A 15,630-nucleotide genomic window follows, 5' to 3' on the forward strand; every position below is an offset into this window, starting at 1 on the left:
ATGAGCAGACTATTACGACTTCACAATACTGATGATGTGGCCATTGCCTTACAGCCAATCAATGCAAATGAAAGAATCGAATTTGAAGGCTTTTCTTTTACAACGTTAGAAGATATAGATAAGGGTCATAAAGTTGCGCTTAAGCCGATTGCTAAGGGTGAGCGAGTCATTAAATATGGCGCCCCAATTGGTTTTGCACTTGAAGATATTAATCCTGGCGCATGGGTACACACACATTGCATCAAAACAACGTTGCATGATGAATTAACATACCAATATCAGCCAGAGTTCGTTGCACAAGCCCCCGAGGAGCCATCACCTGAGGTTAATATTTATCGTCGTGCCAATGGTGAGATTGGTATTCGTAACGAGATATGGTTGATCCCAACCGTTGGCTGCGTGAATGGCATGATCAAACAAATGAAAGATGAGTTTTTACGTAACCATGCTGAACTTGAAATTGATGGCGTACACATATTTCCACATCAATTTGGCTGCTCTCAGTTAGGCGATGATTTAGCAACCACAAAAGTTTTATTGCAAGATATGGCCTTACACCCTAATGCCGGTGGCGCGTTAATCGTTGGTCTAGGTTGCGAAAATAACCAATTAGCAGCGTTTAAAGCGGGTTTAGGTGAAATAGACGAATCACGAATTAAGTTTTTAATTTCACAGCACTCTGATGATGAAGTTGAAGATGGCGTAGCTCTACTAGAAGAAATCTACAGCGTCGTTAAACACGATAAGCGAGAAACCGGCAAGCTCAGTGAAGTAAAATTTGGCCTTGAGTGTGGAGGCAGTGATGGCCTATCTGGGATCACAGCCAACCCCATGCTTGGCTACTTCTCTGATTACTTAATTGCTCAAGGAGGCACGACAGTCCTAACGGAAGTCCCCGAGATGTTTGGTGCAGAGACATTACTCATGTCTCGCTGTAAAGATGAAGAAACCTTTAATCAACTTGTCAGCATGGTTAATAACTTTAAAGGTTATTACAAAGCACACAATCAACCTATTTACGAAAACCCTTCTCCTGGCAATAAAAAAGGCGGAATTAGTACATTAGAAGATAAGTCGTTGGGTTGTACACAAAAGGCTGGCACAAGCAAAGTACAGGCTGTGCTTGAGTATGGTGAACGCTTAAGTGTCGCTGGTTTAAATTTACTTAATGCACCGGGTAATGATCCCATTGCCACCAGCGCACTTGCCGCCGCAGGCTGTCATATTGTGCTATTCACAACCGGTCGAGGTACGCCTTATGGTGGCTTTGTGCCGACTTTAAAAATTGCTACGAACTCAGAGCTGGCAAATAAGAAAACGCGCTGGATAGACTTTGATGCCGGTGTGCTAGTCAGCGGTAAAAGCATGCCTGAAGTGCATCAGGAATTTGTCGATTTATTAGTTGAGATAGTAAATGGTAAGCCAACTTGTAACGAAGTTAATGATATTCGTGAAGTCGCCATTTGGAAAAAAGGAGTCACTCTGTAATGCAGGCTAAAAAAGTCGCCATTATTGGAGAGTGTATGGTGGAATTGTCTGGCGAGCTGTTCACAGCCATGCAACAAAACTTTGGTGGTGACACCATGAATACCGCAATTTACCTAAAGAAATTAGCGGGCGAAAAAGTCGATGTCTGTTATATAACTGCCATGGGTGAAGATGCATTAAGCCAAGCTATGATAGCTCGTTGGCAGGATTATCAAATAAATTGCGACTTTGTTCTCAAAGATAAGCAAAGACACGCTGGCCTTTATATGATTCATACAGACCAACATGGCGAGCGTTCTTTTCAATATTGGCGCAATAATTCTGCAGCAAAGCACCTTGTTCAGCAGCCCAAATTTTATAATATCATCAATAAATTAACTGAGTTTGATGCTATTTATTTATCAGGCATTAGTTTGGCAATTTTGCCCCCAGATGATTGCTATGCATTACTTAACGAGCTGACAAACTTAAAACGCGCAGGTGTAAAAATAATTTATGATAGCAATCACAGGCCTTCGTTATGGCATTCGATGCAATACTGTCAGGATATTAATAAGCGGATGGCGCAATTAGCCGACCTGGCTTTGGTAACGTTTGATGATGAAGCAATGATTTGGAGTTGCAAAGATATTTCAGCTTGTAAAGTGTGGCTTCATGAATTAGGCGTTAAAGAACTTGTAATTAAAGATGGTGGAAATGGTTGCCAATACAGTACTTTAGAGCAGCAAAATGCAACGCATTATCCTACCAATAAAATTAATAAAGTCATTGATACAACAGCGGCAGGAGATGCATTTAATGCTGGTTTTTTGTCGGCTTGGCTGCAGGATCAAGCTATTGAAAAATGCGCAAAACAAGGAAATTATATTGCAGGGCAAGTCATTCAGCACTACGGCGCTATCGTTGAGATAACAACCTAAGTTTTACTAAAATAAGGTTTAACCACCAATTAACTTAGTGGTTAAACCTGCAAATACGAATAACTTAATAATTATTTAAAAGTTAAAGCCTAGAGAAACCCAATAACGTCGACCATCTTCAACATATCCGTATTCATCTTCAGTGATTTCTTTATCAAACAGATTATAAACACCAAATCCTAACTTAATGCTGCGGCTTAAATCGTAGTTACCACCAATATCAGCCAAGGTGTAATCTGGCGCAATTAAGCTGTCTTGCGACGGGCCTGTTGTCGGCTGGCTTTCTTCGCCGCGGTAATGAACACGCAGCCACGTACCTAGCTTATCAACCGGGCGCCAATTAACGGAAGTTTGTAAAATATGCTTAGGTAATTGGTTAAGTGGGCTGCCTTTGTATTCACCGGTTTTTTGCTCAGAGTCGGTGTAGGTGTAGTTGGCACTGACATCAAGCTCACTGGTAATGTCGTAAGATACTGATAACTCAAAGCCTTGCGTAACGGCTTCATCCACATTGACATAGGTCGTTGGCATTGAACCAAACTGGTTTGGCCCATCAGTACACTGAGTGAGTGGGCACGAAATACGGGTAATTTTATCTTCAAATTCGTTGTAAAATACGGTGCTTGAAAGCGATAAATCACGGCTGGCATCATAGTAAATACCCATTTCGTAGTTTACTGATTTTTCAGGGCTTAAATCTGGGTTACCGTAAATATTACCACCTCGGCTCACTTGCCCCCAAGCTGCGGTAGATTGACGAATATTCGGTGCTCTAAAGCCTGTTGAGATACCGCCTTTCACCGTCAATGATTTAGTCGCTGTATACACACCATATAAACGCGGGCTGAAATGGCCTGAAAAATCGCCATCATGGTCATAACGAAGACCGGTAGTGAGTTTAAATTGCTTGGTTGCTGCCCACTCATCTTCTGCAAATACTGACCACTGCTCGTTCTCAACATGCGTTAAGTCACTAATGCGGTTACTGGTGTAATCGTCCAGCTCTTCTTTTAAATATGACGCCCCAAATGCAGCATTATGATTGGTAAAAGGTAAAGTCCAGCTTGTTTGCGCATCAGTATTTTCGACGTACATTTCGCGAGAGGTATTATCGAATTTATCGTACTTTAAGTAACTGCGTGATGAACCAAAATCATAAAAACCATTATGACTTAGTGAGTAGCTTTCTTGGTCGTACTCTGTGGTTGATGACTCTGGGCAACCACGTCGACCACAGCTTTCACCTTCAGCTAAAGGAGCAACTGTTTTGCCTAATGTTTCGTCGAGTTTTTGTTTTGCAGAGCCTACTTCAAGCATAATTTCATGGCTATCAGAGGGCGTTAAGATAAACTTAGCTTTGATATTGCTTTGCTCTTTACCACGAAAACCTGCTTCAAAATCGTCTTCGTCACGCTTTGAAAACTGACCAGATAACTGCATACCTAATAACTCAGGAATTAAGCCACCCGCAGTAAAGAAACTGCCTTGGTTGATATTACCCGAGTCACTTGATTCTTGAATCGTGCTGTCTAAACGCAGTTCACCGTACCATTTTTCTGGTGTTTTGCGGGTAATAATATTGATAACACCACCAATTGCATCTGAGCCATATAGTGAAGACATAGGGCCGCGAATAACCTCGATACGCTCAATTGCTGAAATAGGTGGAGTCCATGCTCCCTCAACACCTGGGCCATCACTGTTTGGACGAGTTTCGCGTGAGGTTTGGCGCTGGCCGTCAATTAAAATCAAAGTATATTGACTTGCCATCCCGCGCAGACTGATATCTTTTCTGTCGCCACCACCTGTGACAACCACACCGGGAACATCGGTCATTGCATCGGTTAGATCACGGTAAAAACGCTTTTCAAGCTGCTCACGGTCAATAACACTGATACTGGCTGGCGCCTCTTTTAGCATTTGCTCGTAACCAGAAGCTGATACAACGATTACTTCCATGTCTTGTTTTTTGTCATCAGCGTATGCAAAATGGGAAAGACCTGCTAACACAGCAGCGGTGAGTGGTAAAACAGAAGAAACAACCCTCGTCATAATAATACTCCGTGACTTTTTGTTTATAAATGATAATAATTAGCGTTTGCATACTAATGAGAAGTCCCAATTTTCACAATTTACGATTTCTTAAAACTGAATTAAGAAGGCCTGAACCATGAATTCCAAGCTGATAAAAACATTACGTGTATTTTCTCGTACTGTTGAAACAGGCAACATGAGCAGTGCAGCTGCAGAGTTATCGATGACCACATCGGCTGTCAGTCAACACATTAAGCAATTAGAACAAGAAATCGGATTGAGCCTATTTAACCGCAGCCCACGCGAACTCACGTTAACCGAGGCGGGCCATCTGTATTATCAAAGCTGTTTAAAAATACTGGCACTGGCGGATCAGGCCAGTACGCAATTGCAACAATTACAAAATAAGCCCAGTGGCGAGCTCAAATTAGTTGCGCCTGTGGGGTTTGGCGGCGGCCTATTAAGCGAGCCATTAGATCGCTTAATTAACGAGTTTGATGATTTACGTATTCAGTTAATTTTGACTGATGAGCCAATTGATATGATCAAATGCGGCGCTGACCTAGCGATTGCGATTGGCCCATTAACTGACTCTAACCTCGTTGCTCGTAAATTAGCTACTTGGCCGTTAAAGCTATGCGCTCATAAAGACCATGCAATTAGCAAACTCGATAAAGCAAGTTGGGAAGACCTTGGCAACTTTGCCCGTATCGCCCACAGCAACGCCGACAGTAATGCGTTTAACCCGTCAACGCTGGCAAGCAAGCCATTACCAAAAGCGAAGATCACCGTAAATAATATGCAAAGCTTAATTAAATTAGTGTGTGATGGTGTTGGCTATGGCGTGCTACCAGAGCCAGAAGTCAGGCATTTATTAAAATCGAAAGAGCTGGTTGAAATTGCACCCGAATGGGCAATGCCAAATTACACTGTCTATGCCGTAACACCTGCCAGAGACAGCTTAGCGGCAAAAACAAAAACTGCCATTGATACGTTAAAACTGTGCTTTAACCATGTGTCTAAGCAAGTTGAGTTAGTTGATTAAGACGCTACAAGGATAATACCCATTTGCCGTATTCGGATGGGTATCATCCAAATTAGTATTAGCCTAGCGCCAGCCAAACGCCCACACACATCATTAACGCGCCAGCAATACGGTTTAACCACTTCACATTATCGCCTTTATCCAAAAACAGCCTTAAGCTTTTACCGCCTGTTGCGTAAATCAACATACAGATAAATTCGCTCAGCATAATAATGCTCACTAATACCGCAAGCTGAGGAGCAACCGCTAAATCAACATTAATAAACGGAGGGAGTAAAGAAATCATAAATGCCCACCCTTTTGGGTTTGCAATGGCAGTAATATAACCCTGCGAAAACAATTGCCCACGACCAATTTGTTGCTGTGTATCATCGTTAGGTTTAAAGCTGGTTTTAGCGCGCCACATATTAACCCCTAGGTAAATTAAGTACGCACCACCTAAGTATTTTAAAAAGGCAAATAACTCAGGGTAATTAAGCATAATACTGGCAACCCCTATCACCGCAGCAATGGCTACCGTAGCAACGCCTAACACTTCGCCGACCATCATCCACAGCGTACGTCTAACGCCTACACTCATTCCTAACGTCATGGCGAGCGTCATACACATACCAGGTGTAATAGAAACAAAGAAAAAGGTCGGAATAAAAACCGCGAGTACAGCTAAATCGAGCATAAATGCAATCACATGTTTATTGCTTAAAAAGAGAAAGCGATTAAATCACATTCACTTAAATAAGCAAACAAACACGCGATTGCTAACAGGCTTATAAAAACATACCGCCCGATGCTTCAATGCGCTGCCCGGTCACCCAACGGTTTTCATCACCAAGTAGCTGCGCAATCATAGGACCAATATCATCAGCTTGGCCAACGCGTCCCATGGCTGTAAATGAACTGACTAATTGCGCAACATGCTCATTATCACGAACAGCACCGCCACCAAAATCAGTGGCAATAGCGCCCGGCGCAACAACATTCACGGCAATACTGCGACCAGCAAGTTCTTTTGCCATGTATTTGGTCAATACCTCAACGGCCCCTTTCATGGTGGCGTAGGCCGCTTTTCCTGGTAATGCAAAGCGTGTCAGCCCAGAAGATAAGTTAATAATACGCCCGCCATCATTGATCATCTCATGCAATGCTTGCGTTAAGAAAAACACACCTTTTACATGTACATTCATCAAATTATCAAACATAGCTTCGCTGGTATCAGCAAATGCACTGTCACTGCCATGGCCTGCGTTATTAATTAAATAATCAAATCGAGACGTTTGCCATTGTGTTGCTAAGGTACTTTCAAGTGTTTGTTTAAATTCAGCAAAACCTAAAATATCGCTCACATCAAGTTGAATGGCGACGGCTTTTGCCCCCAGTGCGGCTACTTCCTCTACAACTTGCTGCGCTTCATCTTTATGGCTTCTGTAAGTAAATACACAATCAATGTTTTTACGTGCCAAACTTAAAACTGTATTTTTACCTAATCCGCGATTACCACCTGTGATCACTGCAATTTTGTTGCTCATCGTGTTTACCCTTTTGCTTTGAAGTAATTGTGAGCAACCAGTATATTTACACTGCAAATTCAGATAAACCATGTAAAATTGAATTAACTGTTCGCAAATAACAAACAATCATGAATGAACTGAATGCCATGAAAACCTTTGTTCAGGTTGCAGAGCAAAAAAGCTTTTCGGCTGCAGCACTTGCACTGAGCATGCCTAAATCATCTGTTTCGCAGTTGGTCAAACAACTCGAAGATACGTTAGGTGCTCGGCTTCTAAACCGCACAACAAGACGAGTTACGCTTACTAACGAAGGCACGGTTTTTTATCAGCGCTGCAAAGATATGCTTGCTGATATAGACGAACTACAAACCCTATTTCATAAAAAAGACGAAGCGTTATCAGGGCGTCTTAGAGTAGATATGCCACAGCCAATTAGCAGACGTTTAGTGCTGCCGAATCTAGACAGCTTTTTATCTGCACACCCGCAATTAGAGATTGAGCTGAGTAGTTCAGACAGACGAGTTAACCTAATTGAAGAAGGCTTTGATTGTGTAGTGCGGGTCGGTAATTTAGAAGATTCATCGCTGATTGCGAAAAAAATTGGCCACTGCCCGATGATTAACTGTGTAAGCCCAGGTTATATTAAAAGCTATGGCAACATCACAGAACTTAGCGATTTAGCCAAGCACTACATTGTTCGCTATAGCCAAACACTCGGTCAACTTGACCCCGGCTTTGAATACCAAGATACACAAGGCGATTGGCAAACCCTCACCATGAAATCACAACTTACAGTTAACAATACAGATGCCTATAAAGCAGCGTGCTTAGCTGGGCTTGGTCTTATTCAAGTGCCACGTCATGGTGTTCTCGACGAGCTTAGTCGTGGTGAACTTATCCAAGTTTTACCTGACTATAATTTGCCGCCCATGCCTATGAATATCGTCTACCCAAATCGACGTCATTTACCAAGGCGCACCCGAGTGTTTATTGATTGGTTAAGCGAGCAACTAAAACCGATTACGCAGAGCTAAGATGCTTGCTATATGCGCTTCAGTTTAACTACCTTTAATTACAGATAGCAGAAGTTGATCAATTTCATTATTCACTCCACCAACGCTACTATTGTTTAAAATTACGTAACCAATATTTTTATCTGTCACAGAGCGAGTTAATGATGTCCAGCCTCTATTAAACCCTGCAAAACCTAGACTGTTATTCTCAGAGTCTACGACATAACTCATACTCCATCGCCCTTCTGTGTGAGGCTGAGCTTGAATCATATTTGCAATAAGCTGATTTGATAAAATATTTGAACCAATATAATTACCTTGCTCATTTTTTAGCACTGCCTTATTAAACTTAGCTAAATCATCTGCAGTTGTTATAAAGCCAGCGGCAGCAGTTTCTGTAAAATACACCATAGCTGTTTTGTTGCCATTCTCATCGTAAGGACTAGCCAGGTTTGCCGGAGAAATACTATTGATATCAAACGAAGAATTTGTCATTCCGAGGGGTAGAAGAACGTTTTCAGTCATAAAATTACTGAAAGATTGATTAGTCAGGTCTTCAATTAACAGCTGAACTATCGTGTAACCACCACCTGAATATGACCATTTAGTATCAGGTTCATGAATAATTTTAACGGCTCCATCACCCGTGTTATCGCCTTCTAATGACTCTACAAGAGTAGGTAATGGATCTTCAGCGCCCCATCCATTGTACCCACTTAATGAAAGCCCTGCAGTATGAGAGAGAATATTGCGTAAAGTTACCTTGTTAGCATCAAACTGAGAATTAGGTATTTTCCAACTTTTTAAGTAATCATTAATTGGTTTATCAAGTTCAACTTTACCTTGTTCAACTAGTTTCATTGCGCCCCAAGCTGTAATCACTTTAGAAATGGAGCCAACATTGAATAAAGTTTTGTGTGTGATTGGGGTTCTATTTTCAGCGTCAGCATAGCCATAAGAATATGAACCAAGCACCTCATTCCCTTGAACAATCGATATAGCAATACCACGCGCTTTGCTTTTTTCAAGAATTAAAGGGATCTCCTTATCTAGCACTTTAGAAAATTCTAAACTTTTGGTTTGTTTTGCATGTAATGAGCAAGACGATATTAAAAATAATATTAGAATTATAAACTTATTCATGAGCATCCTTGTAATTATAACTGCCACTTTAATGGCTTAAATTAATTGACTAACCGCTTATCACTTAATAAAAATATAAAAGTAGGCAATATAAAAATCCCCGCTAAAAGGGCGGGGATTCCTAATATAACCATTTCACAAATTACTGAGTAACGCCTTCCGCGGCAACTGGCTCTGCGGGTTTTTCGTCACTTAGTAAGTATTTATCTAACCACTGCTCTTGCTCCCAAAGTACATGCAGTAAGCTCTTACGAGCGCGATAGCCATGCGCCTCATAAGGTAACATCACTAAACGGGCTTCTTTACCTAAGCCTTTTAATGCAGCATACATACGCTCACTTTGCATTGGGAATGTACCCGAGTTTGGATCTTCTTGACCGTGGATCATCAGCATAGGCTCATTGATTTTCTCAGCGTGGAAAAACGGTGACATTGCCGCGTACACATCTTGTGCTTGCCAAAAATCACGTTCTTCACCTTGGAAACCAAATGGCGTTAGGGTGCGGTTGTATGCACCACTGCGGGCAATACCGGTTTTAAATAAGTCGCTGTGCGCTAATAAATTCGCCACCATAAAGGCACCATAAGAGTGACCTGCAATGGCAAAGTTATCTTTATCTGCCACCCCTTTTTCAACAAGTACATCTACTGCAGCCTTAGCACTTGCCACCAGCTGCTTACGGAATAAGTCGTTTGGCTCTTTACCATCAACACCCACAATTGGCATTTTCGGATCGTCAAATACGGCAATACCTTTTGCCAGATAAGGCATTGGCCCCCAATAACCGATATAGGTAAATTCATACGGCGACTCACGCATTTGTGACGCAACGGCTTTATCTTTATATTCAAGCGGATAAGCCCACATTAGAACCGGTAACGGGCCTTGAGTTGAATCATAACCCGGCGGTAAATAAAGCGTACCACTAAGCTCAACACCATCATCACGCTTGTATCGAATTAGCTCTTTAGTCACCCCTTTAAATTCTGGGTAAGGGTGCTCAAAAGTCGTAAGTTGAGTCAGGGTTTTATCGTCTAAATCACGAATAAAAAAGTTAGGTTGCTCAGTTTTAGATTCGCGAATCGTAATTAAACGCTCGCCTTCATCATCAAGCATTGCACGCACACGCTCATAGTATGGCGCTTCTGATTGCCAAATGCGTGTTGTGGTATTGGTTTTTACATCATAACGGTCTAAAAACGGAATATTGCCCTTTTCAGATGCACCATTACCGCGTAAGAAAAGATAACGCCCGCCAACGACTTTTAATACATCAGCGCCCAAATCATTTTTTTCATAAATTGGGTAACCTGGATTTTTGTAGGCATCGTTATAACTGCGCTCGGAAAATAGCACACGGTTTTTATCTGCATTACGTGGTTGAATAACAAATGTGCGAACTTGTCGGTCGCTAAAGCGCCATTCAGATAACAGAGCAACATTACCGTTGCCCCAAGTTATTGAGTCAAAACGGCGTTCAACTTTAGCAAATAACTTAGCATCACGTTTAAAAGGTGCTCTTAGGCTATAAAGGTAATCGTGATGAGGAACGTCGGTTTTCATATCACCGCCGTCTTGTGCTTCTGCCCAAATGACTTCAGCGCCTTGATCTGCTCGCCATTGAAATTCGCGGCGACCAGTACGCACACTGTCATAACCTTGTGGAATGTTATCTGCTAAAGGCTGCTTCGCAAGCTCTGCTAGCGTATAGCCACGCATTCCCCAAATTTGCCAAGTCGCAGCAAATCGGCTGTAAGGCACTTGATAAGAAAAAGGCTCATCAATCATGCCAACCAAAATATTGGTTGAATCAGGTGAGACCGAAAACGATTTAATTAAGCCCGGTTGACCAATTGGTTGGCCTTGACCACTAAGCGGAATATAAGTCAGCTGGCTTTGTGCAAAAAACTTAAATTGTGCTTCATCATATGGGCTAGTTAACAAGTTTTGATAAGTACGCGCAGGCGCTTTTTCACCACTACTTTGCTGAATAACTGGCACAATCTGCGAGCTGTCGTTGCTGATACGTGCTTTACCAATATTAACTGCTGCATTAGCTACAATGGCGCTGCTATCTGGCAACCAAGTATAAGGCGTGCGCGTTAGCACTGAATTTAGTGGTGTATCACTTAACTGGCGGGCTTGCTTAGTACTTACATTATACACCCATAAGTTAGCACTCGATGCTTGTTCAACCACAAACGCCAAGTATTGACTGTCGCTTGACCAACTTGGTGAACGTAAAATGCCGTTTGGCAAACCAGATACAACAATTTCAGAACCGGTTTCAACATGCTTAAGCACTAAAGATGTGAATTTATTACGCACTCGTGAGCGCGAAAAATTAGCAGGATTAAGCTTAATACCCGCAAGTTTCAACTCTTCTTTGGCTAAGTCTTGTAAGGTATCGATGCGTTTTCTATCAAATAACGCCAGCCACTGGCCATCATTCGATAAATAACTACTCGGTGCAAGCTTAGCATCAACCACAGCAGCCAGTGCGGGCGATGGAGTTTGATAACCTTGATTAGCAAAACTGGGTGTGCAAACAGCTGCGCCAATAACTAGCGCAAAAAGCAGTTTAAATGCTTTCATGTTCGTTCCTTTTTCGTTTTTATTTTCGATTCTGTAAACAAGTAGAACATGTTTGCAGCATTTCATAAAGAGTTTAGGCCCTTTTGGCAGCCAATCAGTGACTTAAACAGCTAAATTACGCTAAAATAAAAGCACTCTATTCGCCACTTTTTGCTAATAAAAATGAAAAAATCGACAGGCAAAGTCACAATTTGGGATGTTGCTGAACAAGCACAGGTTTCAAAATCAACGGTGTCTTTGGTCCTTACCAACAGTGATAAGGTCAGTAAAAAAAGTAAAGAAAAAGTACTGGCTGCCATTGATAAGCTTGGCTATGTGTATAACCGCGATGCTGCAGCACTACGCAGCAAGCGCTCAAACCTAGTCGCGTTGGTTATAAACGACTTAACCAACCCGTATTCAGCTCAGCTTGCTGTTGGCCTCGAAAAACACATCTTTGAGCTTGGCATGCTGCCAATGCTGGTGAATATTGCGGAGTGTGTCGAAAGGCAAACTCAAGTGGTGAAAACCCTAAAAGAATACAACGTATCGGCGTTTATTATGTGTCCGGCACCGGGGACTGAGCAACAGTGGCAAGATGATTTAATAAATAGTGGTTTTCCGGTTATTAATATCATGCGTGAAATTCCGTTTTCAGCAGCGCCGTGTATTTTGCCTGATAACAAAAAAGGCACGCATATTTCGACCAGCCATATTTTATCGCAAGGCATAGAAGAAATTGCCTTTTTAGGTGGCACGGCAGAAATATCTGATTACCATGAACGTTTAAGTGGTTTTTTAGCTGCGCTTGAGCAATTTAATATCACTGACGAAAAACCGGTTATTCAGGCGCCGACAAACCGCCAAGGTGGCCGAGAAGCATTTAATACCCTTATAAAAAAAGCGCCAAATACCAAAGCCATTGTCTGTTTTAATGATGTGATTGCTTACGGCGCGATTGAAGCTATGCGCCAACACGGCCTAGAGCCGGGTAAAGACATTAAAGTTATTGGCTTTGATGACCTAGAAGATTCGCGCTTAATGCTGCCATCTCTTTCAACCATCGCCATTAATGCCGATGAAATCGGTAAACGCACCTGTCAGGTGCTAAAAGAACTATTAGATAAATCAACACCACCCGTTCGCACCTTGGTGGATGTTAACTTAAAAATACGAGATTCAAGTCAATGAAAAAAGTGTTAGTGATCGGCTATGTATGGCCTGAGCCTAATTCGTCGGCAGCCGGCACCCACATGATGTCACTCCTGCGCGCCTTTCGCGCAGAGAACTGGCAAGTTGAATTTGCAAGCCCTGCGCAAAAAACCGAACACATGGTGGATCTCAGCGAAGATGGCATTACCACGCAGGTCATTGCATTGAACTGCTCTAGCTTTGATGAGTACGTACAAGCGTATAACCCTGATATTGTGATGTTTGACCGCTTTATGATGGAAGAACAGTTTGGTTGGCGAGTCGACAAATACTGCCCTAATGCACTTAAAGTTCTCGATACAGAAGATTTACAGTGTCTAAGAAATGCCCGTCACGACGCTCATAAAGCAGGTAGAGAATTCAGCTATGGTGATTTACACAGCGATATTGCCAAGCGAGAAATCGCCGCTATTTTACGCTCAGACATCAGCTTAATTATCTCGCATTACGAGATGCAGCTACTCAATGACGTTTTCAAAGTCGATAACGCCCTACTTCACCACCTACCATTTTTGGTTGATTTACAGCATATCCCCACCAGCACCAAAGCATTTTCAGAACGTAAACACTTTATGACCATTGGTAATTTTCGTCATGCGCCAAACTGGGATGCAGTGCTGTACTTACAACAGATTTGGCCGCTGATCCGCAAACAATTACCCGATGCCGAACTCCACATTTATGGCTCTTACCCACCACCTAAGGCTACAGCGCTTAACAATCCAAAAACCGGCTTCTTGATCAAAGGCTGGGCTGATGATGCTTATCAAGTGATGGAAGATGCCCGAGTATGTTTATCGCCACTGCGTTTTGGGGCTGGTATTAAGGGTAAGTTACTCGAAGCGATGATCATGCAAACGCCGAGCGTAACAACTCCTATTGGCAGTGAAGGCATGCATCAAGATGAGCCTTGGTCAGGCGCAATCTGTGAAGATGCACAGCAATTTGCAGACGCAGCAGTGGCACTTTATCAAGATGAAGCGTTATTTACTCAGGCACAGCAAAATGGCCAGCAGTTATTGCAAAAATATTATGATAAATCAAAACTTCAGTCGCAGTTAATCGCTAAAATCACCGCCATTAGTGAGTCATTAGCGCAGCATAGACAGCAAAATTTTACCGGCCAAATGCTTAAACATCACACCATGCGTTCGACCCAATACATGGCGCAGTGGATTGAAGCAAAAAATAAGTAATTTTGCCGTAAATAACACTAGACATAGCGGCTTTTGTCGCTAAAATCGCGCTGGTCAATTTAAGCGATATAGCCTAGCTATTAGACTATATCTTATTGAATTTTGGTCTATCCTTAACTGAACAATTTAACCTTTGGTTCAAAACGCCTTTGAAAACCGCAACGTTTACTGAAAAACGAAAATTTATCGTGAAGCTTGGCAAAATGCTTCATAAATACGGTACACCTGCATACCGACTAGAAGCGCACTTAATGGAAGTTGCGACTTACCTCGGTTTGAAATCATCTTTTGTTATGTCGCCAACATCAGTGACATTTGTTATTTGGACAGATGGGCACGAAGAAGAGTACACCCATGTTGCGCGTGTAGATCCGGGCGATCATGACTTAGGCTCGCTGGCAGATACCGATGACTTAGTAAACAAAATGCTTAATGGTGAGCTGACGCTACAAGAAGTCGATAAACAGCTCGATATTATTTACACCATGCCAAACCCATATAATAAATTTATGACTGGCGTTGCGTTTGCAACCTCAGGTGGTGCATTTGCCATGTTGATGGGTACTAGCTGGAATGATGTATTTTGGTCAGCACTTATTACCTTAGTGGTGTATTTATTTGTACTTTGGTCAACACGCTCTAAACGTGTTGCACATATGCTTGAACCATTAGTAGCCATTGTATCGGCGATTATAGCCTGTGCTATTAGTGTCTATATTGATGCCCAAATTAACATACGGCTAGTGGTACTTTCAGCCATCATTGTGTTTATACCCGGCTTAGCGTTAGCCCTAGGTTTGGCAGAGTTAGCGGCAAGACATTTAGTATCTGGTACGGCTCGGGTGATGGACTCATTCATGCTGCTGTTTAAGCTCTATTTTGGCGCCTTTATTGGTATTGGTATTGGTTTTGCTATTTTTGGCCAAAGTGACTTTGTGCAACCCGAGCCTTTACCTAAATGGACGGCTTGGCTAGCTATATTCATGCTATGTAGCAGCCTAATCGTGATTTTTAGAACCAAGCTAAAGCATGCTGTTTGGTCTATTGCATCTGGCTTTATAGCGTATGGCACAAGTATTGGTTCAGCCATGTACCTAGACTACACATTAGGCACATTTGTTGGCGCATTAGCCGTGGGCGTTTTTAGTAACTTGTTTAACCGCGTTGTCAATGCTCCAGCCTCTATTGTAGCTATGCAAGGACTGATCGTATTGGTACCTGGTAGTAAAACCTATATTGGCTTGAACTCACTTATTGAAGGCCAAGATTTCGTTTATGCAGACCATATTGGCCAGCAAACATTTTTGATTTTCATGTCATTAGTAGCGGGTCTTATCTTTGCTAACGTCGCGCTGCCACCGAAAAAAAGTTTATAACTTACTAAGCCCGAGTTTCTCGGGCTTTTTGTTTTTATTTCACCTTACATCCCTGATTTTATTGCTGCTGTTTGCCTACCTGACTTTGCTTATCAATAACAAACTGATATAACTCTAAGT

At 42.2% G+C, this 15,630-nt stretch carries 12 protein-coding genes; 7 read left to right on the forward strand and 5 right to left on the reverse strand.

Features of this window, described 5'->3' with window-relative positions:
- Both AADY36_RS20685 and AADY36_RS20690 read left to right on the forward strand, forming a co-directional pair.
- The gene (locus AADY36_RS20685; RefSeq protein ID WP_342409639.1) at window positions 1–1,488 is read left to right on the forward strand and encodes a UxaA family hydrolase; all 1,488 of its coding nucleotides are present in this window, start codon (window positions 1–3) and stop codon (window positions 1,486–1,488) included.
- On the forward strand, window positions 1,488–2,408 hold the full coding sequence (locus AADY36_RS20690) for a sugar kinase (protein WP_054562504.1): 921 nt from the start codon (window positions 1,488–1,490) through the stop codon (window positions 2,406–2,408). The genes AADY36_RS20685 and AADY36_RS20690 overlap by 1 nt, the downstream gene beginning before the upstream one ends.
- Window positions 2,409–2,483: 75 nt before the next feature.
- Here the strand turns inward: AADY36_RS20690 and AADY36_RS20695 are convergent, their stop codons facing one another.
- Window positions 2,484–4,460, reverse strand: coding sequence for a ligand-gated channel protein (locus tag AADY36_RS20695; RefSeq protein ID WP_342409640.1), 1,977 nt, complete (start codon window positions 4,458–4,460; stop codon window positions 2,484–2,486).
- A gap of 118 nt (window positions 4,461–4,578) precedes the next feature.
- Here AADY36_RS20695 and AADY36_RS20700 point away from each other — a divergent pair, with 118 nt between their 5' ends.
- Entirely contained in the window at window positions 4,579–5,487 is a 909-nt protein-coding gene (locus AADY36_RS20700) for a LysR family transcriptional regulator (RefSeq protein WP_342409641.1), read from the forward strand.
- Window positions 5,488–5,545: 58 nt separating this feature from the next.
- On the opposite strand, the gene AADY36_RS20705 is transcribed toward AADY36_RS20700, so the two are convergent.
- A complete protein-coding gene (locus tag AADY36_RS20705) occupies window positions 5,546–6,163 on the reverse strand; it encodes a LysE family translocator (RefSeq protein ID WP_054562642.1) in 618 nt (205 codons plus the stop codon).
- A 91-nt stretch (window positions 6,164–6,254) separates the two neighbouring features.
- Window positions 6,255–7,013, reverse strand: a complete 759-nt coding sequence (locus tag AADY36_RS20710) for an SDR family NAD(P)-dependent oxidoreductase (protein WP_342409642.1) — start codon at window positions 7,011–7,013, stop codon at window positions 6,255–6,257.
- 110 nt (window positions 7,014–7,123) lie between these two features.
- Between AADY36_RS20710 and AADY36_RS20715 the strand changes: the two genes are divergently transcribed.
- Complete coding sequence (locus AADY36_RS20715) at window positions 7,124–8,029, forward strand: LysR family transcriptional regulator (protein WP_095209691.1); 906 nt, start codon at window positions 7,124–7,126, stop codon at window positions 8,027–8,029.
- Window positions 8,030–8,053: 24 nt separating this feature from the next.
- Here the strand turns inward: AADY36_RS20715 and AADY36_RS20720 are convergent, their stop codons facing one another.
- On the reverse strand, window positions 8,054–9,151 hold the full coding sequence (locus AADY36_RS20720; protein ID WP_342409643.1) for a serine hydrolase domain-containing protein: 1,098 nt from the start codon (window positions 9,149–9,151) through the stop codon (window positions 8,054–8,056).
- 142 nt (window positions 9,152–9,293) lie between these two features.
- Window positions 9,294–11,747, reverse strand: coding sequence for a S9 family peptidase (locus AADY36_RS20725; protein WP_342409644.1), 2,454 nt, complete (start codon window positions 11,745–11,747; stop codon window positions 9,294–9,296).
- Between the two features lie 162 nt (window positions 11,748–11,909).
- Here AADY36_RS20725 and AADY36_RS20730 point away from each other — a divergent pair, with 162 nt between their 5' ends.
- The 3 genes from AADY36_RS20730 to AADY36_RS20740 all read left to right on the forward strand — a co-directional run bounded on the left by AADY36_RS20730 (window position 11,910) and on the right by AADY36_RS20740 (window position 15,510).
- Window positions 11,910–12,917, forward strand: a complete 1,008-nt coding sequence (locus tag AADY36_RS20730) for a LacI family DNA-binding transcriptional regulator (RefSeq protein ID WP_342409645.1) — start codon at window positions 11,910–11,912, stop codon at window positions 12,915–12,917.
- A complete protein-coding gene (locus AADY36_RS20735; protein ID WP_054562512.1) occupies window positions 12,914–14,134 on the forward strand; it encodes a glycosyltransferase in 1,221 nt (406 codons plus the stop codon). Before AADY36_RS20730 ends, AADY36_RS20735 begins: the two co-directional genes overlap by 4 nt.
- A gap of 149 nt (window positions 14,135–14,283) precedes the next feature.
- On the forward strand, window positions 14,284–15,510 hold the full coding sequence (locus AADY36_RS20740) for a threonine/serine ThrE exporter family protein (RefSeq protein WP_082401625.1): 1,227 nt from the start codon (window positions 14,284–14,286) through the stop codon (window positions 15,508–15,510).
- Window positions 15,511–15,630 lie beyond the last annotated feature (120 nt).

The sequence above is a fragment of the Pseudoalteromonas sp. D15MCD-2 genome (assembly GCF_038562745.1).
In the GTDB taxonomy this organism is placed as follows: Bacteria; Pseudomonadota; Gammaproteobacteria; order Enterobacterales; family Alteromonadaceae; genus Pseudoalteromonas.